The following is a 23,632-nucleotide window of genomic DNA, read 5'->3' as shown; positions in this document are numbered from 1 at the left end:
TGGCGCCCGCGACACAAGTGAACTCCAACGCCTGGACCGGCCTCGCGGCCGGGCTGGCGGTCGAGGAGCTGGAGACGGAGCTGCTGCTGGAGGCACTGTTCCAGCGCTACGGCCACGAGTTCCGCGGCTACGACCGGGCGTACCTGCGCCGGCGGCTGGGCGACGCCATGCGCGGTCATGGCGCCGCCACCTTGTCCGGCCTGCAGGAAAAGGTATTGCACGCCCCGGCCGCGGCGTCCGCGCTGCTGCGCATGCTGGCGCCGCAGCCCGTCGACCTGTTCGAGAACACGGGCCACACGCAGCGCCTGCGCACGGTGCTGGCGCCGTCGCTGCGCGCGTGGCCACTGCCCCGCGTCTGGCTGGCGGAATGCGCGGGCGTCGGCGAAGCGTGGGGTCTCGCCATCGTGCTGGCGGAAGAAGGCGTGCTGGGCAAGCTGGACATCCACGCGACGCTCGCCAACGAGGAACTCGTGGCCGAGATGCAGGACGCGTGGCTGCCCGTGGCCGCGCTGGACGCCGCGCAGACCCGCTACGCCGCGAGTGGCGGCCATGCCGCGCTGTCGACGTACTTCGAAGTGCGCGACGGCCAGGCGCGCCTGCAGCCGCAGCTGCGCCGGCGCATCACGTGGTCGCAGTACAGCCTCGTGACGGATGCGTCGTTCAACGAATTCCAGGCGATCCTGTGCTGCGGCGCGCTGTCGGACTTTGGCCCCGTGCTGCGCCAGCGCGTGCTGCGGCTGTTCCACGACAGCCTGGCGCGCTTCGGCGTGCTGTGCCTGGACCGGCCGCTGGCCGTGTCGGATGCGTATGCGGGGAGGTACCAGGCGATCGAGGGGGATCGGCCCTGGTACAAGCGGGTCGGATAGCAGACTGCCGTCATCCCCGCGAAAGCGGGGATCCATGCTGAGGTTCCGAAGTCGCAAAGATATCGAACCCTGAAGCTCAGCATGGGTTCCCGCTTCCGCGGGAACGACGACTCATACGATCCGGGCGCTCGGACGCTCGGCAATCCTGTCCCGCCACGCCTGCAAGTTCGTCAGCCCCTCGTCCGACGGCCTGAACTTCATCAACCCGCGCGCAAACTCCAGCGCGCAGAACCCCGTGATGTCGGCGATCGTGAAGCGCTCGCCCGCCAGGAAATCGCGGTCCGCCAGCACGCCGTCGAGCCAGCGCGCCGTCTCGCGCACCCTGGCGCCCTGCGCCGCGCCGAAGTCGGGAAACTGCGGCTGTTCCAGCGGCGCGAGGCCCGGATGGGTGTGGCGCACGCAGTTGGCGATGCGCAGGAACAGCTGCAGCTCGCAGCGGCGGTCCATCATCTCGATGAACGCGCGCTCCTCGAAGTCCTCGCCCATCAGGTTCGGGTTCGGATACATCCCCTCCAGGTACGTACAGATGGCGCGCGTCTCGGCCAAGGTGCGCCCGTCGGGCAGTTCCAGCACGGGCACCTGCGCCATCGGATTGAGCTGGGCGAACGCCTCGCTGCGGTGCTCGGCCTTGCCCAGGTCGATCTGCACGGTGGTGATGTCCGCGATGCCCTTCTCGGCCATGAACATCAGGACGCGGCGCGGGTTAGGCGCGCGCGTGCTCGTGTACAGTTTCATCCAGCGTCTCCTCGGTCGTTGGTCGACGCCGATCATAGCGCATCCTCTCCTTTTGCTCATTTGACAGCGCGCGCGGGTTGGCCGTAGATTGCCGGATTGGCCGCGCGCGTCCATCCGACATCACGCGCGGGTCCGACATACATACACGATAGGATTTCCATGCACCGCAAGCTGCTTTCCGCCGCCGTCGCCCCAGCTTTTACCCTTGCTCTGGCGACTGCGCCCTTTCACGTCAGCGCCGCGCCTACCCGCGCAAGCGCGACGGCGAACGCCGACACCACCACGCAACTGCCGCGCGGCGTCGTCCCGACGCATTACCAGATCGCGCTGACGCCCGACGCCGCGACCGCCTCGTTCGGCGCCCACGCCGTCGTCACGATCAACGTGGCCAAGGCCACCAGCACGATCACGCTGAACGCGGCCGAGCTGAAATTCTCGAAAGTGACGCTGGCCCCGGCGGCCGGCGGCGCCGAACGCGAAGCCTCGGTCGCCGTCGACAACGATGCGCAGACCGCCACGTTCACGTTCGCCCAGCCCATCGCACCGGGCATGTACCGCCTGGCGATGGACTACACGGGCGTGATCGGCACGCAGGCGGTCGGCCTGTTCTCGCTGGACTATCCCGGCGCGGACGGCAAGCAGCAGCGCGCGCTGTACACGCAGTTCGAGAACTCGGACGCGCGCCGCATGATTCCGTCCTGGGACGAGCCCGCGTACAAGGCGAGCTTCGCGCTGGACGTCGTCGTGCCGGCCGCGCAGATGGCGGTCAGTAACATGCCGGCGACGAAAACGGAAACCCTGCCGGACGGCCGCAAGCGCGTGAGTTTCGCGACCACGCCGAAGATGTCGACCTACCTGCTGTTCTTCGCGCTCGGCGACTTCGAACGCGCCGCCGCGAAGGTGCACGGCACGGAAGTCGGCGTCGTCACGCGCCGCGGCGCGCTGCCGCAGGCGAAGTTCGCGCTCGATGCGTCGCAGGCCATCCTGCGCGAATACAACGATTACTTCGGCGTGCGCTACCCGCTGCCGAAGCTGGACAACGTGGCCGGCGCGGGCCGCAGCCAGTTCTTCAGCGCGATGGAAAACTGGGGCGCGATCTTCACGTTCGAATACGCGCTGCTGCTCGACCCCGCGATCGCCACGCAGCACGACCGCGAAGAGATCTTCGCCACCGCCGCGCACGAGATGGCGCACCAGTGGTTCGGCGACCTCGTGACGATGCGCTGGTGGGACGACCTGTGGCTCAACGAAGGCTTCGCGTCGTGGATGGAGAGCCGCACGACCGCGCGCCTGCATCCGGAATGGAACACGCACCTGGGCGCCGTCGGCGTGCGCGAAAGCGCGATGCGGCGCGACGCCATCGCCGGCACGCACCCCGTCGTGCAGCACGTGGAGACGGTCGAACAGGCCAACCAGGCCTTCGACGAGATCACGTATTCGAAAGGCGAATCCGTCATCCGCATGCTGGAAGCCTATGTGGGCGCGAACGCGTGGCGCAACGGCGTGCGCGCGTACATGCAGGCGCACGCGTACGGCAACACGGTGTCGGAGGATTTGTGGAAGCAGATCGAGAAGGCGGCCGGCAAGCCCGTCACCGCGATCGCCCACGATTTCACCTTGCAGCCGGGCGTCCCGCTGATCAAGGTGGGCGAGCCGACGTGCCGGAACAATGCGACCACGGTAGCGCTGACCCAGGCCGAATTCACGCGCGACCGCGCCGGCAAGGCGCCGCTGGCCTGGCGCGTGCCCGTGATCGCGCAGATCGCCGGCAGCAAGAACCAGGCGAGCACGCTCGTCACGGGCGGCAAGGGCGCGATCACGATCCCCGGCTGCGGCGCCGTCATCGTCAACGCGGGCCAGAGCGGCTACTACCGCACGCTGTACGCCTCGGCCGATTTCGCCCAACTGGCCACGCGCTTCGCCAGCCTGGCGCCCATCGACCAGATCGGCCTGCTGGCCGACAGCAGCGCCCTGGGCCTGGCCGGCCTGCAGCCCGCGTCCGACGTGCTGGACCTCGTGAAGGCGACGCCGGCCGGCGCCGATCCGGCCGTGTGGACGCGCATCGCCGTGCTGCTCGACGGCGTCCACAACCGCTATCGCGAACAGGCCCGCGGCGGCGACGCGACCCGCCAGAAGCGTTTCGACACGTTCGCGATCGCGCGCCTGGCGCCGCTGATGGCGCAGGTCGGCTGGGCTGCGCGGCCGGGCGAGGCGTCGTCCGTCGCCAACCTGCGCGAAGAACTGGTCAATGTGCTGAGCAATCTCGGCGACGCCAACGTCATCGCCGAAGCGCGCCGCCGCTACGCCGCGCTGGCGACGGACGCCAGCGCCGTGCCGGGACCGCTGCGCAAGACCGTGATGGGCGTCGTCGCCCAGCACGCGGACGCCGCCACGTGGGACCAGTTGCACCTGGCCGCGCGCAACGAGACGACGCCGCTCGTGCGCGACCAGCGCTACACCCTGCTGGCCGCGACCGAAGACCGCGCCCTCGCCATGCGCGCGCTGCAGCTCGCGCTGACGGACGAACCGGGCCTCACGATCAGCGCCGGGATGATCTCGGAAGTGGCGCTGCGTTATCCGGACATGGCGTTCGACTTCGCGATCGCCCACCTCGCGCAGATCAACGAACGCGTGGACGCGAGCTCGCGCAGCCGCTACCTGGCGCGCCTCGCTACGGGATCGTCGGATGCGGCGATGGTCGACAAGCTGGGCGCGTATGCACAGGCGAACCTGGCACCGAGCTCGCGCGGCGACGTCGAGGCGGCCAGCGCGGCCATCAAGGACCGCATCCAGGTGAACGCGGCGCGCCTGCCCGAGATCGACGCCTGGCTGGCGCAGAACGCGCAGTAAAAAAGCGCTCTATTGCGCGGCGACCGTGCTGCGGCGCCGCGCCGTCAGCCACGCATCGAGGCGCTGGGCCGCGCCCGGCGCCACGTGCAGGCCCAGCTTCGTGCGGCGCCACAGGATGTCGTCGGCCGCCGTCGCCCATTCCTGGCGCATGAGGTAGTCCGCCTCGACCTCGTACAGGCCGGCCACGATTTCCTCGCCCAGGTCGGCACGCGCGCGGCAATGCGCCAGCAGCGTGGCCAGGCGCGTACCGTAGCTGCGGGCATAGCGTGCCAGCAGGCCGTCGGGCAGCCAGGCGAACTGCTGGCGGCGCGTGCGCACCCACGCGTCGTACTCGAGCACCGCGCGCGCGACCGGCTCCTTGCCATACAGGTCGCCGCCCGGCAGGCAGGCATGCGCCGTCCACGCCGGCACCTGGCGGCCCAGCACGGGCCCGATCCAGTCGACGGCCTGTTCCGCCAGTTTGCGGAACGTCGTCACCTTCCCGCCGAACACGGACAGCAGCGGCGCGCCGCCGGCCGTGTCGTGCTCGAAGCGGTAGTCGCGGCTGGCGGACGACGCGCTGCCGCCAGCGTCCGCGATCAGCGGCCGCACGCCCGCATAACTCCACACCACGTCGTCCGGCCCGATGCGCCGCTCGAAGCAGCGGTTCACGGCGTCGCACAGGTACGCCGTCTCGGCGGGGCTGATGGCGACGCGGTCGACGTCCTGCGCGTCGCAGTCGACGTCCGTCGTGCCCACCAGGGTGAACGCGCCCTCGTACGGCAGCGCGAACACGATGCGGCCGTCCGGCTGCTGCAGCAGGAACGCCTGGTCGCCGTCGAACAGGCGCGGCACGACGATGTGGCTGCCCTTCACGAGCCGCAGCGGACGCGCCGGGCCGGCACCCGTCGCCTGCAGGAAGCTGCCCGCCCACGGCCCGGCCGCGTTGACGAGGCAGCGCGCGTGCACGTGGACGGTGCCGTCCGCACCCTCCAGGTCGGCCTCCCACCGCTTCGCATCGCGCCGCACCCGTGCACAGCGCGTGCGCGTGAGGATCGTCGCGCCCCGTTCGCGCGCATCGAGCGCCGCCAGCACGACGAGGCGCGCGTCGTCGACCCACGCATCGGAATACGCGAACGCCTGCGTGAAGCGGCGCTGCAGCGCGGCGCCGGCCGGATGGTTACGCAACGCGACCGTGCTTGACGCCGGCAGGAAGTCGCGCCGGGCCAGGTGGTCGTACAGGAACAGGCCGGCGCGGATCATCCAGGCGGGACGCTGCCCCGGCGCATGGGGCATCAGGAAACGCAGCGGGCGGATGATGTGCGGCGCGCTCTTGAGCAACACTTCGCGCTCCGCCAGCGCCTTGCGCACGAGCCCGAAATGGTATTGCTCCAGATAGCGCAGGCCGCCGTGGATCAGCTTGCTCGACGCGGACGACGTGTGCTGCGCGAGGTCGTCCTTTTCACACAGCACGACGCGCAGGCCGCGCCCGGCCGCGTCGCGCGCGATGCCGGCGCCGTTGATGCCGCCGCCCACGACGAGGACGTCGCACTCGATTCGTTTGCCGTGTTCACCCATGAAGCCGCACTCCGGATTGCCGGGCCCCCGCCCGGCCGCAGCCTACTCTACACCGCGAACGGGGCCCTGTGTTCGGCCATGTCAATCCGGCCGGGGTCGGCCGGCGCGGCCGTGTAGAATCGGTCCATGCCCACCGTTTCATACCACTGCTGACATGGCGCCCGACATGCGCGCCTGGGTCCGCATGCCGTCCGGCAAGCGTCTCGACCTCCTGAATCCGACACCGTTCGACTGGGACGACAGCGACCTCGCCCTCGGCCTCGCGCGCACCTACCGCTGGGGCGGGCACTCCGCGTGGCCGCTGCCGCTGTCCGTGGCCCAGCATTCGATCGCCGTGATGCTGCTGCGGCGCGCGGCGTCGCCGGCGCCGCTCGCCCCCGTCGTCGAACTGCGCGAACTGTTGCACGACGCGGAGGAAGGCCTGCTCGGCTTCGACGCCGTCGCGCCGATCAAGCCATTCCTCGGCGAGGGCTTTCGCGCCCTCACGCGGCGCCTGGAACAAGCCGTGTTCCTGCGCTACCGCCTGCCCGCGTGGACGCCGGCCGAGCACCAGCTCCACAAGCGCGCCGACCGCCTGGCCGCCGCCAGCGAAGCCGTGCACGTGGCGGGCTGGTCGGCGCAGGAAGTGCGCACGACGTTGAAGATCCGGTCCGCCGTGCTGGCGCACGATCCGCTGGTCGACGTGTATGACTGCGCGCCATGGGAACCGTGGCCGCCTGGCCTCGCCGCCGAACGCTTCCTGGATGCACTGGAGCATTTGCAGCGCCGCATAGACGAAGGAGACCGCGCATGAGCGCCGCCGAACTTTCCCGGGCCGCCGCGCTGCTGCGCGCTGCCGACGGTCTCCTGATCGGCGCCGGCGCCGGCATCGGTGTCGATTCCGGCCTGCCCGACTTTCGCGGCAACCACGGCTTCTGGCGCGCCTATCCACCGCTGGCCGCGCTGGGCATCCGCTTCGTCGAGATCGCCAATCCGCACAGCTTCGACGCGAACCCGGAACTGGCCTGGGGCTTCTACGGCCACCGCCTCGCGCTGTACCGCGCCACGGTCCCGCATGCGGGCTTCGCGATCCTGCGCGACATAGGTAGCCGCCTGGAGCACGGCGCCTTCGTTTTCACCAGCAACGTCGACGGGCAGTTCCAGCGCGCCGGTTTTGGCGACGACCGCCTCGTCGAATGCCACGGTTCCATTCATCACCTGCAATGCACGCGCCCGTGCAGCGATGCGATCTGGCCTGCCGCTGCCGTCGATCCCCGCATCGATCCCGCGACCTGCCTGATGACGCCGCCGCTGCCGCGCTGTCCGCGCTGCGGTGCGCTGGCGCGGCCCAACATCCTGATGTTCGGCGACGGCCGCTGGCTGGACGCCCGCACGGAAGCGCAGTACGCCCGACTCGAGCGCTGGCGCGCGCAGGTGTCGAACCTCGTCGTCATCGAACTGGGAGCCGGCACGGACGTGCCCTCCGTGCGGCACATGTGCGAAGCGCAGGGTGCGCCGCTCGTCCGAATCAATCCGCGCGAGCCCGACGTACGTACCGGCCGGGGTGTCGGGGTGCCGCTGGGTGCACTGGACGCCTTGGCGGCGCTCCGCGCATCGCTCGGTTGACTTGATCCTTATCGACACGAAAATGCTCGATGCGGCATCAAGTCCGCGACCTAAGGCATTGATTCGACGGGATTAATTTTAATATCCACAAGAAATGTGGATAACTGTGTGGACAAGCGCCTCTTGACAAGCCGGAAGCCCAGTATCGATGCGGGTTTCAACAAACTGCCCATTGAACGGGCAAAATCAAAAACCAATGAAATCAATGACTTACCATTGCTCGTGTTTTAAGCAGGCACTGGAAATGCGGCAAATTCCTACAAAATCGACCCAGCGTGGATAACTTTGTCACAGTGTTCCGATTCTGCCCACTTTTGCCGTCATCTTGCCGTTATTTTCATTTCCAGGCATTGCGGGCCCGTTCGCGCACCATCATCCGCACGCTGTCCGGCATCGGCTTGCGCACCTGCAACGTTTCGGCATTCGTCCAGACGCATTCCTCGAAGTGCTTGAGCATGACGGGCGTGACGAAGCGCGTGCGCTGCGCATAGACGTGGCGGTCGCCCATCTGCGCCTGTTGCTTGATGAAGAAACGGTTCGGGACGATGAGGTGCAGGTGTTCCTTGGCGCGCGTCATGGCCACGTAGAGCAGGCGCCGCTCTTCCTCGATGTCCTCGGCACTGCCGGTCGCCATGTCGGACGGGATGCACCCGTCGACGACGTTCAGCACGTGCACGGCCTTCCACTCCTGCCCTTTGGACGAGTGGATCGTCGACAGGATCAGATAATCCTCGTCCAGCAGCGGCGGGCCCGCGCGGTCGCTCGTCGCTTCCGGCGGGTCGAGCGTCAGTTCGGTGAGGAAGTTTTCGCGCGAGCCATAGCCGCCGGCCAGCGCCACCAGCTGGTCGAGGTCGGCCGCGCGGACCGGTGCGTCGTCGTGCAGGCGCTCGAGGTGCGGCAGATACCAGTCGCGGACGAGCTCGATTTCCAGCGGCCAGCGCAGGCCCTTCGTGCGCAGGGTGCGGAACAGCGCGGTAAATTGCTCCCACTCCCCTTGCGCGCGTGGAGGCGCGGGAAACGCGTCGACGGCCGCAACGGGGTCGAGCGCCTCGGCCACCGCATCGAGCAGGCGGGCCGCCGTCGCCGGGCCGATTCCGGGAATCAGTTGCACGACGCGGAAGCCGGCCACGCGGCCCGCCGGATTCTGGGCGAAGCGCAGCATGGCGAGGACGTCCTTGATATGCGCCGCTTCCAGGAATTTGAGGCCGCCGAATTTCACGAACGGGATGTTGCGCCGCACGAGTTCCAGCTCCAGCGCCGCGCTGTGGCTGGCGGCGCGGAACAGCACGGCCTGCTGTGTCAGCTTGATGCCCGCCTCGCGCTGTTCCAGCACACGGTTGCACACCCAGCGCGCCTGCTCGGCCTCGTCCGGGATCAGCACGAGCTGCGGCTTGCCGGTGGCGACCTTATCGGTCCACAAGGTCTTCGCATGGCGCTCCAGCGCGGCGGCGATGACGGCGTTCGACGCGTCGAGGATGGGCTGCGTCGAGCGGTAGTTGCGGTCCAGCGTGATCAGGCGCGTGTGCTCGCCGAACTGCTTCGGGAAGTCGAGGATGTTGCGCACCGTCGCGCCGCGGAACGAATAAATGGATTGCGCATCGTCGCCGACGACCATCACGCCCCGCCCGTCCGGCTTCATGCCTTGCAGGATCGCGGCCTGCAGGCGGTTCGTGTCCTGGTATTCGTCGACGAGCACATGGTCGAACAGCGCGCCCAGTTCCGGACCGAGTTCCGGATCGGACGCCATCTCGGCCCAGAACAGCAGCAGGTCGTCGTAGTCGAGGACGTTCTGTTCCTGCTTGGCGTCGACGTAGGCGCCGAACAGGCGCTTGAGCTGTTCTTCCCATTCGCTGCACCACGGGAACGTCGACTGCAGCGCGTCGGCCAGCGGCTCGCGGGCATTGACGACGCGCGAGTAGATCGCGAGGCACGTGCCCTTCAGCGGAAAGCGTTTCTGGCCAGTGGAGGCGCCCAGGCCCACGTCTTGGCGCACGAGGCCCATCAAGTCTTCGGAATCGGCGCGGTCGTGGATCGTGAACGAGGCTTCCAGCCCGATCCGGCCCGCGTACTCGCGCAGCAGGCGGGCGCCGATGCTGTGAAACGTGCCGGCCCAGGGCAGGCTGCCCACCGCGGTCGACGTGCCCAGCACGCGCTGCAGCACGCCGGCGGCGCGCTGGCCCATCTCGTTGGCCGCGCGGCGCGAAAACGTCAGCAGCAGGATACGTTGCGGATCGCTCCCGGCCAGGATCAGCTTCGCGACCCGGTGCGCCAGCGTATTCGTCTTGCCCGAGCCGGCGCCCGCGACCACCAGCAGCGGCCGGACCATCCCCGCGCCCACGTCGTGCTCGACGGCGGCGCGCTGCTCGGGATTCAGGCCGGCGAACGGATCGGCGGGTGCGGCGGGCCGGGAAACGGGGGTGGCGGTGGCGACGGACATGGCGGTTGAGGATAGATGCTCAACTGTACATTTGTCCAGTATCTTTATGCAAGCGCAGATAGCAATGTCGCAAACCAGCGTCAACGGGCGCGGACGCTCACGGCCCCTGCCCGCCTCGCTTGCCTCTTCAACACGGCTTGATCAGATATCCACAAAAACTGTGTATAAGGTTGTGGAAAAACACCCTCTTGACATGCCAAAACCAAGCAGGAATGCGGGTTTCAACAATTTGCCCGTTGTGCGGGCAAAACTCAACCTTCACAAAATCAATGAGTTACCAGGACAAGTGACGCACGAATCGAAAAAATAAGCAACATGCAGTCGAGCAAGATTGTGCACAACTGTCGAGCTTGTCGCTCCTCGCACCCTTACCTGCACCAGGAGCGCCTGCGCCCCGGCTCCGTCAGCACGCGTTCGATGACGTCGTTGCCGACGTTCTGCGAACGCAGGTATTCCACGGCCGACATCGTATTGCTGCGCTGCTGGAGCGCAATACCCAGGTCGACGATATCCTTCTGGTCGGTATCGCGCCGCTGGTAAGGGACGGACAACTGACCGTCTTCGAGCTCGAGGGTGTCTTGGTTCATCGCAGTTCCTGACTTTGATGGATTGAAGGGATTGCTGCCTAACGAGTATTTCCCACCTTTGGCCAAAGTCAAGATTAATTTTTATCCAATGTGGCATCCGTTTGTGAATTCCTCATGACAAACCCGCGCCGCATGCGCGCGCCGCGCCGTTTTCGCTGCGCCTAGAATGGCCTCGTCGATCCAACCACCACGAGGACTCCATGAACGCAATGCCCGATCCCGACCTGAAACCCGGCGACGAAGCCGTACCCGGCACGCCAGGCGCCGGCGAAGACCTGTGCGAAACCTGCGGCGGCAGCGGCAAGCTGGCCGACGGCAAGACCTGTCCCGAATGCGAAGGCACGGGACGCGTGATGCGGGGCATCGGCGGCGGCTGACAGCCCCCCACATGGACAGGATGCCGGGCGCGGCGCGATAATCGGTGCATGAATGCCCCGCCCAGCTCCCCGCCGTCCGGCACGTCCGCACCGTCCGCAAGCGCCAACCGCCCCCGCTCCCTCGCCGACCTGTTCATTTCCTTCACCTTGCTGGCCCTGCAGGGGTTCGGCGGCGTGCTGGCCATCGTCCAGCGTGAAATCGTCGACCGCAAGCGCTGGCTGACCCAGGAAGAATTCATCGAAGACTGGGCCGTCGCCCAGATCATGCCCGGACCGAACGTCGTCAACCTGTCGCTGATGATCGGCGGCCGCCATTTCGGCGTCGCCGGCGCGCTCGCCGCACTGGCCGGCTTGCTGACCGTGCCCCTGATCCTCGTCATCGGGCTGGCCGTGCTGCACGACCGCTTCGCCGACAACCCTGTCGTCGCCGGCGCACTGCACGGCATGGCCGCCGTCTGTGCCGGCCTGATCGGCGCGGCCGGCCTGCGCCTGGCCAGCGCGCTGAAGAAAAGCCCGATGCCCCTGTCCTGGTGCCTGGCCATCGCGGCGGCCGGCTTCATCCTCGTCGCGTTCCTCAAATGTCCGCTCCCCTGGGTGCTGTTCGGCCTCGGCGGCCTGGGCTGCGTCCTCACGTACCGCCGGCTCGCAACATGACGGCGCCCCTGCACCTCACGCTGGACTGGGCCGACTGGCTCGACTTGCTCGGCCACTTCCTCCAGATGTCGCTGATGTCGGTCGGCGGGGCCATCTCGACGTCGTCCGAGATGCACCGCTTCCTCGTCGAGCAGCACCACTGGCTGACCCAGGAACAGTTCAACCAGTCCATCGCGCTGGCGCAAGCCGCCCCGGGGCCGAACGTCCTGTTCGTCGCCCTGATGGGGTGGTACGTCGGCATGAACGCCGGCAGCACGGCGGCCGCGCTGTTCGGCGTGCTCGTGACGATGGTCGGCATCATGACGCCGTCCACCATCATCACCTACACGGCCGCCCGCTGGGGCCACCGCAACCGCGACCTGCGCGCCGTCCGGGCCTTCAAGCAGGGCATGGCGCCCATCGTGATCGCGCTGCTGCTGTCCACCGCCTGGATCATGGCCAGTTCCGCCGGCGCCGGTGTCAGTGCCGGCGCCAGTGTCAGTGCCGGTGCCGGCGCAGCTGCCCCGATCGCGTCCGCCGTCCTGGCGAACTGGCCCCTGTGGCTCGCCGCGATCGTCAGCGGCCTGATCATCTGGCGCACGCGCATCCATCTGCTGTGGCTGCTCGCGGCCGGCGCCGTGCTGGGGGCGCTCGGGCTGATCTGAAGCGCAGTAGCGGCCCGCCTGCGGACCGGGCATACTTGCGCTTTCGATCAGCCAACCATCCGATGGACCGAGCCATGCCCGAACTCCTCAGCGAACACGTTTGTTTCGACGGCGTCCAGCGCTTCTATAAATACGATTCCGCCGCCATCGGCCTGCCGATGCGTTTTTCCGTGTACCTCCCTCCCGGCGCGCACGGCAAGCGCCTGCCCGTCCTGTTCTACCTCGCCGGCCTGACGTGCACCGAAGAGACCTTCATGATCAAGGCCGGCGCCCAGCGCGTGGCGGCGCAGGAAGGCCTGATCCTGGTCGCGCCCGACACGAGCCCGCGCGGCGCCGGCGTGCCGGGCGAGACCGACAGCTGGGACTTCGGCGCCGGCGCCGGTTTCTATGTGGATGCCACCCGCGAACCGTGGTCGACCCACTACCGCATGTACAGCCACATCCTCGAACTGCGCGCGCTGGTGCTCGCCACCTTGCCGGCCGATCCGGCGCGCGTGGGTATCTTCGGCCACTCCATGGGCGGCCACGGCGCGCTGATGCTGGCGCTGCGCAACCCCGACCTGTTCCGCTCCGTGTCGGCCTTCGCCCCCATCGCCGCGCCGTCCCGCTGCCCGTGGGGCGAGAAGGCGTTCGGCGGCTATCTCGGCACCGATCGCGACGCGTGGCGCGTCTACGATGCGACCGAGCTGATGGCCTGCGCCGACGCCCCGCCCTTCCCCAAGGGGATCCTGATCGACCAGGGCCTGGGCGACAAGTTCCTTGCCGAACAGCTGTACCCGGAGGCGTTCGAGGAAGCCTGCCGCGCCGTCGGCCAGCCGCTCGAACTGCGCCGCCACCCCGGTTACGACCACGGCTATTACTTCATCTCCACCTTCGTCGAAGACCACTTGCGCTTCCACCGGCGCAACCTCGGCTGACGCCCGCATCCGCCCCGGTCCACACACTGTCGTTGACCGGGGCGGTTGCGCAAGAATTCCCCGCTTTCGTTCGCCTGCTGTCCTGCCTCAAAGGTCCGACCCGGCCCCCGCGCACGGTACGAGACGACGCTTGCAAACCCGATTCGACCGCCCTATAAATGGTGTTGCGGCGCCCTGCGCGCCGCGGGACATCATTCTTGAAAGGGAGGTCTATCATGAACCTGATCAGAAGAGGCACGACGCCGCTTTCCACATTCCGTCCCGGCGCCATGGAAGACCAGTTCGGACGCATGGTCGAGAACATGTTCCAGGACTTCTTCGCGCCGCTCGCCCAGGGGCGCTGGGCCGGCGAGGACGTCGGCATGCCGCGCCTGGACGTCAGCGAGACGGACAAGACCTTCGAGGTGAAGGCCGAGCTGCCGGGCGTCAAGAAGGAGGACGTGCACGTCTCGATCGACGGCCAGCGCATCACCATCGAGGGCGAGTGCCAGCAGGCAAACGAACAGCGCCAGGGTGAACAGGTGGTGTATTCTGAGCGCTCGACGCGCAAGTACCAGCGCAGCTTCACGCTGCCCTCCGAAGTCGACGATGCCAGCGCGCAGGCGCGGCTCGAGGACGGCGTCCTGATGCTCTCGCTGCCCAAGAAACAGGGCGGCACGGCGCGCCAGCTGACGATCCAGTAGGGTCGATGAGCCGCACGGCGCGGCTCGCGAGCTGACGGCCTGCGGGCCGCCCGCGACCGCGCTCACGCCGTGCCCGGTTCGAGATCAGGAAAGGACTCTGAAAGCGTGCGCATCATGGCCGACATCCGTCATTTCAAGAATCGCACCGAAGCGGGCCGGCTGCTGGCGCAGCGGCTCGCCGCCTATACCCGGCATCCGGACGCCATCGTGCTGGCACTCCCGCGCGGCGGCGTCCCGGTCGGGTTCGCCGTCGCACAGCGGCTCGGCATCGCGCTCGACGTCCTGCTCGTGCGCAAGCTCGGCATGCCGCGCCACGAGGAATTCGCGATGGGCGCCGTGGGCAGCGGCGGCGTCCGCGTGCTCCAGCCCGGCGTGCCCGGCCTGATGGGCGTCACAGCGCAGGACGTGGAAGCGGTGACGGCGCGCGAGCTGGCCGAACTGCAGCGGCGCGAGCGCGCCTACCGCGGCGGCCGGCCGCCGCTCGACCTCGCGGGACGCAGCGCGATCCTCGTCGACGACGGCGTCGCCACGGGTTCCACGATGCTGGCCGCCATCGAAGTGGCGCGCCGGCTGGGTCCGCGCGAGCTGGTGCTGGCGATCCCCGTCGCGCCGCCCGACACGGCGGCCGCGCTCGAGGCACGCGTCGACGAACTCGTCTGCCTGTCGACCCCGCCCCACTTCCGCGCCGTCGGCCAGTGGTACGGCGCCTTCGAACAGACCAGCGACGAGGAAGTGCAGGATTTGCTGGCCACCGCCTGGCATGACGAGGCGGCGGCCAGGGCCAGACCAACCGGAGGAGCCAATCATGAAAAACACGACGGACACAGGCTATGAAATCGCGAAGTGGATCGGCGGTGCCGCTGCCGGCGCGCTGCTGATGTACATGCTCGACCCGGACCGCGGCGGGGCGCGGCGCGCGCAATCGGCCGCGGCCGTGCGCAACGCGGGCGCGCGCACGTCCAGCGCGCTGGGCAACGTCTGGCGCGGCGCGGGCGAACGCATCGGCGCCGCCGGCGACGAGCTGCGCGACCGCGCGGCCGGCATGGCAGACGGTGCCGGAGCCAGGTCGGGCTCGGCGCTGGAGCGCATGGGGCACGCGGCGAGCGAAGCGCTCGACGCCGGCATCGACAGGGCGAAGGACGCACTGGCCAAGGCAGGCGACGCCGTCGGCGGCGGCATGGACAAGGCGCGGCATGCGCTGGGCAGTGCGGCCGACGGGGACGGACATGCAGTCGGCAACGGCATGGACAAGGCCCGCGCCATGGCGCATGACGTCCGCACCCGTGTCCGCGATACCCTGCAGGCGGGCCCGGGCGGCGAATGGACACCCACCGCGCGCAATTCCGCCCTGGCCGGCGGCGGCCTGCTGGCCCTGTATGCGCTGAGCCGGCGTTCGCCGCTGGCATGGATGCTGGGCCTGGCCGGCGCCGCGCTGCTGGCCAGGGGCGCCACCAACCAGCCGCTGCTGGGCATGCTGCGCGGCCGCGGCATCGGCATGGACCAGACCATCGACTTCAGCAAGGCGATCCATATCGACGCCGCGCCTGAAGACGTCTACGACCTGTGGGCCCATTATGAGAACTTCCCGCACTTCATGTCCCACGTCGTCGAGGTGCGCGACCTCGGCCGCGGCCGCTCGCACTGGGTCGTGCGCGGCCCCGGCGGCAGCGAGTTCGAATGGAATGCCGTGCTCACCGAGCAGACCCGGCCGCACCGCCTGGCGTGGCGCAGCGAAGCGGGCGCCGACATCCCGCAGAGCGGCTCCATCGAGTTCGAGCCGCATCGCGGCGGCACCCGCGTCACCGTGCACATGTCGTACACGCCGCCGGCGGGCGTCGTCGGCCACGGTCTCGCGACCCTGCTCGGGTCCGATCCGAAGTCGCAGATGGACGACGACCTCGCGCGCATGAAGGCGTTCATCGAACGGGGCGCCGTGCCGCGCGATGCCGCGCGTCCGCGCACCAGCAGCCGCTGGCTGCACTGAGGTGGTCATGGCGACGCCGCAGACCCCGCAGCACACCATCTCGGCGCTGCGCAACGCCGCGCGTCCTTTGACGGGCGGCGACCGCGACTACGACGCCCTGCTCGACCTCGTGGGCGATGCCCGTTTCGTGCTGCTGGGCGAAGCGACGCACGGCACCCACGAGTTCTACGAGGAACGGGCGCGCATCACCCAGCGCCTGATCGAGGACAAGGGTTTCCACGCCGTGGCCGTCGAGGCGGACTGGCCGGACGCCTACCGCGTCAACCGCTATGTGCGCGGCCGCGGCGATGACCGCAATGCCGACGAAGCCCTGTCCGGCTTCCAGCGCTTTCCGAACTGGATGTGGCGGAACACGGACGTCGCCGCGTTCGTCCAATGGCTGCGGCACCATAACGAGAAAACGGCCGGACCACGGGTCGGCTTCTACGGCCTCGACCTGTACAGCCTGTTCACGTCGATGGAGGAAGTGCTGCGCTACCTCGACCAGGTCGACCCGAACGCGGCACGCCAGGCGCGCGAGCGTTACGCCTGCTTCGACCATTACCACGAGGACACCCAGCACTACGGCTATACGGCGAGCCTGGACCTGTCCGCGTCGTGCGAACAAGGCGTCCTCGAGCAGTTGCGCCAGCTACAGCAACGGGCCGCCGACTACATGTACCGAGACGGCGACGAGGAAGCGTTTTTCTACGCCGAGCAGAACGCGCGCCTCGTCAAGAATGCCGAGGAATATTATCGGACCATGTTTCGGGGCCGCGTGTCGTCATGGAATTTACGCGACAGCCACATGGCGGAGACGCTGGCTGCGCTCGCCCACCATCTGTCGAAGGATGGCGAGCCATCCAGGATCGTCGTCTGGGAACACAATTCCCACATCGGCGACGCGCGCGCGACGGAAATGGGAGAAATGGGCGAGTGGAACGTCGGCGAACTGGCGCGCAAGGAATACGATGGGCAGGCCCGGCTGATCGGGTTTTCCACGTACGACGGCTTTGTCACGGCCGCCTCGGAATGGGATGCGCCGGCCGAGCACAAGCGCGTCCGGCCGGGTATGCCGGGCAGCTATGAGGCGTTGCTGCACGAGACCGGCATCCCCCGCTTCCTGCTGCCCCTGCGCGATGGAATCGACCAGGACGTACGCGCCACGATGGAGGAACGGCGGCTGGAACGGGCCATCGGCGTCATCTACCTGCCGCGCACGGAGCGCCACAGCCATTATTTCGCTGCCCGCATGGCGCCCCAGTTCGATGCCGTGATCCACATCGACCACACGACGGCCGTGCATCCGCTCGATCAGGGCGGCGGCTGGCATGCGGAGGAACCGCCGGAAACCTATCCCACCGGTATTTGAAACGCGACCGAGGTGTCTGAAAAGTCGGGAAATGTGAAAATTGGCGAGATTGCAACCCTGTACAGACTTGTAAAATGAACGAAGGTGCAAGGCACGCTCCGCGTGCTTTCCTTCTCACTGTTCATTTACAAGGATCATGAAGCCAATCCGGATTTCGATCATCGCCGCCCTGCTCGCGGGCGCCACCTCCCTGCACGCCCAGGAAACCACGTCCAAGGTCGAGCGCTGCGACCGCCCGCTCGGCACCATCGCCGTCACGGAAGCGCAGAGTGAGAGCGCCCACGCGCTGCAGAGTTACGGGCTCGGCTCGCCAGTCGCGCTGCTGCGCATCATGATCCAGCAATCGAACTGCTTCCAGGTGGTCGAGCGCGGGGCGGCGATGGCCAATCTGCAGCAGGAACGCGCACTCGCCGCGAATGGCGAGACGCTGTCCGGCAGCAACGTCGGCAAGGGCCAGCTGCAGGCGGCCGACTTCGTGATGACGCCGAACGTGCAGTTCGCGGCCGCGAACACGGGCGGCATCGGCGGCGCGATCTCGGATTACGGCGGACGCCTGCTGGGCGGCCTGGGCCGGATCGCAGGCGGCATCGCAGGCAACCTCAAGTTCAAGGAAGCGCAGACGAGCCTGTTGATCGCGGACGTCCGGTCCGGCATCCAGGTGGCGGCGGAAGAAGGCGTCGCGACCAAGACGGACTTCGGTATTTCCGGCTGGAGCTGGGGCGGCGGCGATTATTCGCGCCTGGGCGGCTACACGAACACGCCGGAAGGCAAGATGGTCGCGGCCAGCCTGCTCGATAACTACAACCGCATCGTGGCGCGCATCCGCAACGAGCCGAGCCTCGTGCGCACCAGCAGCGCGGCCAGCAAGGTGAATGCGCAGGCGTCTACCCGCGAGGGCGTGCCCGTGACGGCCGGCGCCAGCGTGTATGCGCGCCTCGCGACCGTCAAGGTGTACACGGAACCGCGTTCCGGCAGCAAGGTGATGGGGACGTTGAAGCGGTCGGAAGAAGCGATCGCCACCGGCGAAGAGCGCGACGGTTTCGTCAAGATCGACGGCGAGAACGTCTCCGGCGGCTGGGTGCAGCGCACGCTGGTGGCCACGCAGCCCGCGCCGCAGTAATTACTTCATCGACACGCCGGCCGCCTCCTCCGCCACGCGCACGACGCAGCGGTTGCGGCCGCCGTGCTTGGCGGCATACAGCGCCGTGTCGGCCCAGCCCAGCACCTGGTCCTGCGTGGGCAGCGGGCCGTCCATGCCGTGCACGAGTGCGATGCCCACGCTGGCCGTGACGTCAAGCGGACCGGCGCCGGTCGCGATGGGCTTGCGGATGGCATCCACGATCTTGGCGCCGATCCGCTCCGCCTCGTCGACGCCCTTGACGTCTTCCAGCAGGACGACGAATTCGTCGCCGGCCAGGCGCGCGGGCGTGTCCGTGACGCGCACGCAGGCGGCCAGGCGCTGCGCGAATTCCTTCAGCACCTCGTCGCCGACACCGTGGCCCCACGTGTCGTTGATGGCCTTGAAATGGTCGATGTCCAGGTAGGCCAGGCCCATCACCTGCCGCTGGCGGCGCACGCGTTCCAGTGCCTGGCCCAGCAGTTCGCCGAACAGCCGGCGGTTGGCGATGCCGGTCAGGCTGTCGAAACGCGCCATCTGCACGAGGCGGCTTTCCGCCTCCTTCACCCGCGTCATGTCGTGCGCAAGCGCATACACCCCCGCGACGGCGACGTTCACCCGACCCTGCGCCTGCACGTCCGGCACGAACGTCCATTCCAGGATGCGGTGCCGGCCCTGCGCCTGCAGCGGCATCTCGAACGTGGCGCCGACGCCTTCGAACGCCTGCTTCAGGCGCGGTCGCGCCGCGTCGTAGGCCGGCTTGCCCAGTACGTCCTGCAAATGCATGCCGGGCAGGCAGACCGGTTCCAGGCCCAGCCACGCCTGGAACGTCGCGTTGCCGAAGCCCAGGCGGTGGTTGCGGTCGATGTAGCAGATCAGCACGGGCAGGTTGTCGGCGATCAGGCGCAGGCGCTGCTCGCTCGCGGCCTGCGCCAGTTCCGCTTCCTTGCGCTCGCTGATGTCCATCGCCATCACGAAGAAGCCGACGACGCGGCCGTCGGCATCGATGTCGGGAATCGTGTCGATCATCTGGTGGCGCCTGGCATCGTCGCTGCGCACGTCTTCCACGTGGCCATGCTCGCCGCGCAGCGCGGCACGAATCAGCGGTTCCAGGCGCGCGTAGCCGGCTTCTCCCAGCGCTTCGCGCACCGTGCGCCCGATGAACACGTCCGGCGCGGACCCGATCATGCGGTCGAAGCCGGCATTGGTGAATTCGAAGCGTTCGTCGCGGTCGACGTAGGCGATCACTGCCGGGACATTGTCGGCGATCGCGCGCATGCGGGCGGCCGCGCGCCCGCGCGCCTGCACGAGGTCGTGGAAGGCGCGGCCCAGTTCGCCGACCTCGTCGTTGCGGGCGAGCGCCAGCACCGCGCTGTCGACGCCCTCGTGGCGCACCGCGGCCACGTTGCGGCGCAATTCGGCCAGCGGGCGCAGGCCGCGGCGCACGAGCCACCACGCAAGCAGGCCCGCGACCAGCGCGAGGATGCCCGCCACGACCAGCACCGTGCGCCGCACCCGGGCGAGCGGCGCGAACGCCTCTTCCTCGGGATAGCGGGCGCCGAGGATCCAGCCGGTCGTGGCCAGGCGTTTATACGTGACGATGGCGGGACCCGCGCGGTCGCCGCCGATCAGCCAGCCCTCGAAGCCGTGCAGGGCGCGCGCGAGGCCCGGCTGGTCGGCGGGCGGCGCCGTCTGGCGTTCCCTCGCGGGCGAATCGATCAGCGTGCCGTCGGCCGACATCAGGAACAGGTAGCCGGTGCTGCCCGGCCGCAGGGCATCGACCTGGCGCAGGAAGCGGGCATGCTGCAGGTCGATGCGGCCCGTGAGCACGTAGACGATCTCGCCGTGGTCGTCGAACACGGGGGCCGTCACCAGCACCATGTTCGCGCCGGACAGGCGGCTCTGGAACGGATCGGACACGATGCCGCGGCCGCGCAACAGCGTTTCTTCGAAGTACGGACGGCCCGTGGCCGTCAGCGGCTGGGCGGTCGGCATGGAAGTGCCCGACGCCACCAGTTCGCCGTTACGGGCAAAGGCGGCGATGTTGACGAACTCGTCGCCCACATCGGCCGTGCGGATCGCGAGCCAGGCCTGCAGGCGGCGCGGATCGTGGCGGGCCTCGAGCGGCATGGCCGCGGCCAGCGCGGCCATCTGGCGCAGGCGCGCTTCCAGCAGGTCGTCGAGGAAGGCGGCGGCCCCGGACAGCGACGCATACTGCTGCGCGCCCAGCACGGCGCGCAGGTCGTGCTCGGCCACGTCCACGGCCAGCGGGCCCGCCAGCATGGTGGCGCCCAGCACGAGCACGCCGACGGCACCGGCGAGGCGGCTGCGCAGGTTGGTCGGAAAAGTGATCGGTCGTCGCATGTAAGTGGGGCGTGCGATGCTGCGCATCGGGCCGCTCCAGTATGTCATAGCCCCCGGGTTTCTACTATTGCCACGTAAAAGATCAAATCCCTTGGTCTTGACGGGGCAGTTTGGTTTAGCATTGCACAGTTCAGCTTTGGCAATCCCAACCCATCCCACGAGGACATGAGTAAATACACACTGAACGTCAACGGCAAGGCCCGGGCCGTCGACGTCGAAGCGGATACCCCGCTGCTGTGGGCGCTGCGCGATACCCTCGGCCTCGTCGGCACGAAATACGGTTGCGGCATCGGCGCCTGCGGCGCCTGCACCGTGCACGTGGACGGCCAGCCGGCCCGCGCCTGCCAATTGCCGGTTAGCAGCATCGGCAAGCGCCGCATCACCACGATCGAGGGCCTCGATGCCCGCGCGATGCATCCGCTGCAGCAGGCCTGGACCGAGCTCGACGTGCCGCAGTGCGGCTACTGCCAGGCCGGCCAGATCATGACGGCGTGCGCCCTCCTCAAACAGCATCCGAAGCCGACCGACGCCCAGATCGACGACGCGATGGCCGGCAACCTGTGCCGCTGCGCGACCTACGTCCGCATCCGCGCGGGCATCCACCGGGCCGCGGACATTGCCGCGACCGGCGACAAGGGGAAAGCATGAGCCGCCCCGCCTCCTCCTCGCGCCGCCGCTTCCTCGGCCAGTCGGCGGGTGTTGCCCTGCTGCTGGGCGTGCAGGCGAGCGGCGCCATCGCGGCGCTGGCCGACAACGGCGCGCAAGAGCCCGCGGCGGGCGACTTCGTCCCGAACGCGTTCATCCGCATCGGCACGGACGGCCGCGTGACGCTCGTCTCCAAGCAGCCGGAAATCGGCCAGGGCATCAAGACGTCGCTGCCGATGGTGCTGGCCGAAGAACTCGAGGTCGACTGGAAATCGGTCCGCGTCGTGCAGGGCGACCTGAACCCGATCTATGGATCGCAGGGCGCCGGCGGCTCGACGTCGACGCCGACCAACTACGACAACTTCCACCGCCTCGGCGCCACCGCGCGCATGATGCTCGTACGCGCCGCCGCGCGGACGTGGAACGTGCCGGCAGCGGAATGCCGGGCCGCGGACGGCGCCGTCGTGCACGGCGCCAGCGGCCGCAAGCTGGGCTACGGCGCGCTCGTGCGCACGGCGTCCGCGCTGCCCGTGCCGGATGCGAAAGAGGTCGTGCCGAAGGACCCGGCGACCTATCGCCTGCTCGGCACGCGCGTGGGCGGCGTGGACAACGCGCTCGTCGTCAGCGGCCAGCCGCTGTTCGGCATCGACACGCACCTGCCCGGCATGCTGTACGCGACGTACGTGAAATGCCCCGTGCCGGGCGGCCGTCCCGTCGAGGCGAACCTGGACGCCATCAAGCGCATGCCCGGCGTGAAGGCCGCGTTCCTCGTCGAGGGCACGGAAAACCTGAACGGCCTGCGGCCCGGCGTCGCGATCGTCGCCGACTCGACGTGGAACGCGTTCCGCGCCCGCAAGAACCTGAAAGTGACGTGGGACGAAGGCGAAGGCGCGCGCCACAGCTGGGCCGGCTTCCTCGCCGCCGCCCAGGCCGCGAGCGGGCAGCCCGGTGCCGCCGTGATGCGCAAGGACGGCGACGTCGATGCGGCCCTCGCGGGCGCCGCGCGCACGGTGGAGGCGAACTACGTCTACCCGTTCATCTCGCACGCGAGCATGGAACCGCAGAACTGCACGGCATGGTTCAAGCCGGCCGAGGGTACCCTCGAACTGTGGGCGCCGACGCAGAATCCGGGCGCGGGCCAGGCCCTCGTCTCCACGACCTTCAACATCCCGAAAGACAAGATCCTGCTCCACATCACGCGCAGCGGCGGCGGCTTCGGGCGCCGCCTGTCGTCCGACTTCATCGTCGAGGCGGCCGCGATCGCGCAGAAGGTGAAAGCGCCCGTCAAGCTGACGTGGATGCGCGAGGACGACCTGCAGCACGACCATTTCCGCGCCGGCGGCTTCCACTTCCTGCGCGGCGGCGTGGACGAGCAAGGCAAGGTCGTCGCCTGGCACGACCACTTCGTCACGTTCGCCAACCGCATCGAGAAGAAGGAAAGCGACGGCGGCAGCGCGAGCGTGCTGCAGCCGGGCAGCGGCGGCAACCTGTCTGGCGACGAATTCCCCGGCCGCTGGCTCGCAAACTGCCTGATCGAGCAGACGCCGCTCGAATGCCGCATCCCGATGGGGCCGTGGCGCGCGCCGGGCAGCAACGTGTTCGCGTGGGTGTTCCACAGCTTCATCGACGAACTGGCCCATGCGGCCGGGCGCGATCCCCTCGCCTTCCGCCTGGACCTCCTCGGCGACAAGGACCTGGTGGCCGGCACGGGAGAACGCGGCGTCCCGTACAACGTGGGCCGCATGCGCAACGTGCTGAAGGCCGTCGCGGAAAAATCCGGCTGGGGCCAGCGCAAGTTCGCGCGCGGCCAGGGCGCCGGCATCGCCTTCCACTTCAGCCACCGCGGCTATGTCGCTGAGGTGGCGGAGGTGACGGTGTCGAAGGAAGGCCGGCTGCGCGTGGACCGCGTCGTCGTCGTCGCCGACATCGGCGCGCAGATCGTCAACCTGTCCGGCGCCGAGAACCAGGTGCAGGGCTCCGTCATCGACGGCCTGTCCACGCTGATGTATCCGGCGCTCGACATCGACAAGGGCCGCATCGTGCAGAGCAACTTCCACGACTACGCCCTGCTGCGCATGCCGGACACGCCTTCGAAGATCGAGACGCACTTCCTCAAGACGGACTACCCCGTCACGGGCCTGGGCGAACCCGTGTTCCCGCCGCTGGCGCCGGCCGTCTGCAACGCGATCTTCGCCGCCACCGGCAAGCGCGTGCGCGAGCTGCCGCTGTCGAAGGCGGACCTGTCCTGGAGCTGACCGG

General features: G+C 68.7%; 20 protein-coding genes. 15 read left to right on the top strand and 5 right to left on the bottom strand.

All coding sequences use genetic code 11. The features are described 5' to 3' along the window. Positions 1-17 precede the first annotated feature (17 nt). Positions 18-866 carry a CheR family methyltransferase gene (locus QPK29_RS11630; protein ID WP_400189761.1) on the top strand — a complete coding sequence of 283 codons (849 nt, stop codon included), beginning with the start codon at positions 18-20 and terminating at the stop codon, positions 864-866. A gap of 111 nt (positions 867-977) precedes the next feature. Here the strand turns inward: QPK29_RS11630 and QPK29_RS11625 are convergent, their stop codons facing one another. Next, entirely contained in the window at positions 978-1,601 is a 624-nt protein-coding gene (locus QPK29_RS11625; RefSeq protein ID WP_371766485.1) for a glutathione S-transferase family protein, read from the bottom strand. A 159-nt stretch (positions 1,602-1,760) separates the two neighbouring features. On the opposite strand from QPK29_RS11625, the gene QPK29_RS11620 reads away from it, so the two are divergent. After that, on the top strand, positions 1,761-4,451 hold the full coding sequence (locus QPK29_RS11620; protein ID WP_371768357.1) for a M1 family metallopeptidase: 2,691 nt from the start codon (positions 1,761-1,763) through the stop codon (positions 4,449-4,451). 9 nt (positions 4,452-4,460) lie between these two features. Here QPK29_RS11620 and glpD read toward each other — a convergent pair whose 3' ends face one another. Beyond that, the gene (glpD, locus tag QPK29_RS11615; protein WP_371768356.1) at positions 4,461-6,008 is read right to left on the bottom strand and encodes a glycerol-3-phosphate dehydrogenase; all 1,548 of its coding nucleotides are present in this window, start codon (positions 6,006-6,008) and stop codon (positions 4,461-4,463) included. A gap of 166 nt (positions 6,009-6,174) precedes the next feature. Between glpD and QPK29_RS11610 the strand changes: the two genes are divergently transcribed. Both QPK29_RS11610 and QPK29_RS11605 read left to right on the top strand, forming a co-directional pair. After that, positions 6,175-6,801 (top strand): phosphohydrolase, encoded by a 627-nt coding sequence (locus tag QPK29_RS11610; protein ID WP_371768355.1) that lies wholly within the window; start codon positions 6,175-6,177, stop codon positions 6,799-6,801. Further along, positions 6,798-7,613 (top strand): SIR2 family NAD-dependent protein deacylase, encoded by an 816-nt coding sequence (locus QPK29_RS11605; RefSeq protein WP_371768354.1) that lies wholly within the window; start codon positions 6,798-6,800, stop codon positions 7,611-7,613. Before QPK29_RS11610 ends, QPK29_RS11605 begins: the two co-directional genes overlap by 4 nt. 337 nt (positions 7,614-7,950) lie before the next feature. Here the strand turns inward: QPK29_RS11605 and QPK29_RS11600 are convergent, their stop codons facing one another. Next, positions 7,951-10,050 carry an ATP-dependent helicase gene (locus QPK29_RS11600; RefSeq protein ID WP_371768353.1) on the bottom strand — a complete coding sequence of 700 codons (2,100 nt, stop codon included), beginning with the start codon at positions 10,048-10,050 and terminating at the stop codon, positions 7,951-7,953. Between the two features lie 368 nt (positions 10,051-10,418). Then, on the bottom strand, positions 10,419-10,637 hold the full coding sequence (locus tag QPK29_RS11595; protein ID WP_056135495.1) for a hypothetical protein: 219 nt from the start codon (positions 10,635-10,637) through the stop codon (positions 10,419-10,421). 200 nt (positions 10,638-10,837) lie between these two features. On the opposite strand from QPK29_RS11595, the gene QPK29_RS11590 reads away from it, so the two are divergent. From QPK29_RS11590 to QPK29_RS11550, 9 genes are all read left to right on the top strand, one after another. Continuing rightward, the gene (locus QPK29_RS11590) at positions 10,838-11,014 is read left to right on the top strand and encodes a hypothetical protein (protein WP_371768352.1); all 177 of its coding nucleotides are present in this window, start codon (positions 10,838-10,840) and stop codon (positions 11,012-11,014) included. 48 nt (positions 11,015-11,062) lie between these two features. Next, positions 11,063-11,668: a chromate transporter gene (locus QPK29_RS11585; protein WP_056135496.1), complete on the top strand. Its 606-nt coding sequence runs from the start codon at positions 11,063-11,065 to the stop codon at positions 11,666-11,668. Then, positions 11,665-12,312: a chromate transporter gene (locus QPK29_RS11580; protein ID WP_056135498.1), complete on the top strand. Its 648-nt coding sequence runs from the start codon at positions 11,665-11,667 to the stop codon at positions 12,310-12,312. Before QPK29_RS11585 ends, QPK29_RS11580 begins: the two co-directional genes overlap by 4 nt. Before the next feature lie 74 nt (positions 12,313-12,386). Beyond that, a complete protein-coding gene (fghA, locus tag QPK29_RS11575; RefSeq protein ID WP_056135501.1) occupies positions 12,387-13,229 on the top strand; it encodes an S-formylglutathione hydrolase in 843 nt (280 codons plus the stop codon). 215 nt (positions 13,230-13,444) lie between these two features. Further along, the gene (locus tag QPK29_RS11570; protein WP_082577399.1) at positions 13,445-13,912 is read left to right on the top strand and encodes an Hsp20/alpha crystallin family protein; all 468 of its coding nucleotides are present in this window, start codon (positions 13,445-13,447) and stop codon (positions 13,910-13,912) included. A 114-nt stretch (positions 13,913-14,026) separates the two neighbouring features. Then, complete coding sequence (locus QPK29_RS11565) at positions 14,027-14,746, top strand: phosphoribosyltransferase (protein ID WP_082577431.1); 720 nt, start codon at positions 14,027-14,029, stop codon at positions 14,744-14,746. Continuing rightward, the gene (locus QPK29_RS11560) at positions 14,718-15,896 is read left to right on the top strand and encodes an SRPBCC family protein (protein WP_371768351.1); all 1,179 of its coding nucleotides are present in this window, start codon (positions 14,718-14,720) and stop codon (positions 15,894-15,896) included. Before QPK29_RS11565 ends, QPK29_RS11560 begins: the two co-directional genes overlap by 29 nt. A 7-nt stretch (positions 15,897-15,903) precedes the next feature. Beyond that, entirely contained in the window at positions 15,904-17,247 is a 1,344-nt protein-coding gene (locus tag QPK29_RS11555) for an erythromycin esterase family protein (RefSeq protein WP_056135510.1), read from the top strand. Positions 17,248-17,383: 136 nt separating this feature from the next. Further along, positions 17,384-18,367 (top strand): CsgG/HfaB family protein, encoded by a 984-nt coding sequence (locus QPK29_RS11550; protein ID WP_160407597.1) that lies wholly within the window; start codon positions 17,384-17,386, stop codon positions 18,365-18,367. On the opposite strand, the gene QPK29_RS11545 is transcribed toward QPK29_RS11550, so the two are convergent. After that, positions 18,368-20,728 carry a diguanylate cyclase domain-containing protein gene (locus tag QPK29_RS11545; RefSeq protein WP_371768350.1) on the bottom strand — a complete coding sequence of 787 codons (2,361 nt, stop codon included), beginning with the start codon at positions 20,726-20,728 and terminating at the stop codon, positions 18,368-18,370. A 165-nt stretch (positions 20,729-20,893) separates the two neighbouring features. Here QPK29_RS11545 and QPK29_RS11540 point away from each other — a divergent pair, with 165 nt between their 5' ends. Further along, positions 20,894-21,376: a (2Fe-2S)-binding protein gene (locus tag QPK29_RS11540; protein ID WP_056135516.1), complete on the top strand. Its 483-nt coding sequence runs from the start codon at positions 20,894-20,896 to the stop codon at positions 21,374-21,376. After that, positions 21,373-23,628 (top strand): xanthine dehydrogenase family protein molybdopterin-binding subunit, encoded by a 2,256-nt coding sequence (locus tag QPK29_RS11535; protein WP_371768349.1) that lies wholly within the window; start codon positions 21,373-21,375, stop codon positions 23,626-23,628. Before QPK29_RS11540 ends, QPK29_RS11535 begins: the two co-directional genes overlap by 4 nt. Positions 23,629-23,632 lie beyond the last annotated feature (4 nt).

The sequence above is a fragment of the Massilia orientalis genome, assembly GCF_030411975.2.
GTDB lineage: Bacteria > Pseudomonadota > Gammaproteobacteria > Burkholderiales > Burkholderiaceae_D > Telluria > Telluria orientalis.
This window is presented reverse-complemented; position numbering and strand designations above follow the sequence as displayed.

What these genes read in the sequence shown, in the direction of transcription:
- QPK29_RS11625 (WP_371766485.1), bottom strand. Translation starts at nt 1,601, where the DNA reads ATGAAACTGTACACGAGCACGCGCGCGCCTAACCCGCGCCGCGTCCTG.
- QPK29_RS11620 (WP_371768357.1), top strand. Translation starts at nt 1,761, where the DNA reads ATGCACCGCAAGCTGCTTTCCGCCGCCGTCGCCCCAGCTTTTACCCTT.
- glpD (WP_371768356.1), bottom strand. Translation starts at nt 6,008, where the DNA reads ATGGGTGAACACGGCAAACGAATCGAGTGCGACGTCCTCGTCGTGGGC.
- QPK29_RS11610 (WP_371768355.1), top strand. Translation starts at nt 6,175, where the DNA reads ATGCGCGCCTGGGTCCGCATGCCGTCCGGCAAGCGTCTCGACCTCCTG.
- QPK29_RS11605 (WP_371768354.1), top strand. Translation starts at nt 6,798, where the DNA reads ATGAGCGCCGCCGAACTTTCCCGGGCCGCCGCGCTGCTGCGCGCTGCC.
- QPK29_RS11600 (WP_371768353.1), bottom strand. Translation starts at nt 10,050, where the DNA reads ATGTCCGTCGCCACCGCCACCCCCGTTTCCCGGCCCGCCGCACCCGCC.
- QPK29_RS11595 (WP_056135495.1), bottom strand. Translation starts at nt 10,637, where the DNA reads ATGAACCAAGACACCCTCGAGCTCGAAGACGGTCAGTTGTCCGTCCCT.
- QPK29_RS11590 (WP_371768352.1), top strand. Translation starts at nt 10,838, where the DNA reads ATGAACGCAATGCCCGATCCCGACCTGAAACCCGGCGACGAAGCCGTA.
- QPK29_RS11585 (WP_056135496.1), top strand. Translation starts at nt 11,063, where the DNA reads ATGAATGCCCCGCCCAGCTCCCCGCCGTCCGGCACGTCCGCACCGTCC.
- QPK29_RS11580 (WP_056135498.1), top strand. Translation starts at nt 11,665, where the DNA reads ATGACGGCGCCCCTGCACCTCACGCTGGACTGGGCCGACTGGCTCGAC.
- fghA (WP_056135501.1), top strand. Translation starts at nt 12,387, where the DNA reads ATGCCCGAACTCCTCAGCGAACACGTTTGTTTCGACGGCGTCCAGCGC.
- QPK29_RS11570 (WP_082577399.1), top strand. Translation starts at nt 13,445, where the DNA reads ATGAACCTGATCAGAAGAGGCACGACGCCGCTTTCCACATTCCGTCCC.
- QPK29_RS11565 (WP_082577431.1), top strand. Translation starts at nt 14,027, where the DNA reads ATGGCCGACATCCGTCATTTCAAGAATCGCACCGAAGCGGGCCGGCTG.
- QPK29_RS11560 (WP_371768351.1), top strand. Translation starts at nt 14,718, where the DNA reads ATGAAAAACACGACGGACACAGGCTATGAAATCGCGAAGTGGATCGGC.
- QPK29_RS11555 (WP_056135510.1), top strand. Translation starts at nt 15,904, where the DNA reads ATGGCGACGCCGCAGACCCCGCAGCACACCATCTCGGCGCTGCGCAAC.
- QPK29_RS11550 (WP_160407597.1), top strand. Translation starts at nt 17,384, where the DNA reads ATGAAGCCAATCCGGATTTCGATCATCGCCGCCCTGCTCGCGGGCGCC.
- QPK29_RS11545 (WP_371768350.1), bottom strand. Translation starts at nt 20,728, where the DNA reads ATGCGACGACCGATCACTTTTCCGACCAACCTGCGCAGCCGCCTCGCC.
- QPK29_RS11540 (WP_056135516.1), top strand. Translation starts at nt 20,894, where the DNA reads ATGAGTAAATACACACTGAACGTCAACGGCAAGGCCCGGGCCGTCGAC.
- QPK29_RS11535 (WP_371768349.1), top strand. Translation starts at nt 21,373, where the DNA reads ATGAGCCGCCCCGCCTCCTCCTCGCGCCGCCGCTTCCTCGGCCAGTCG.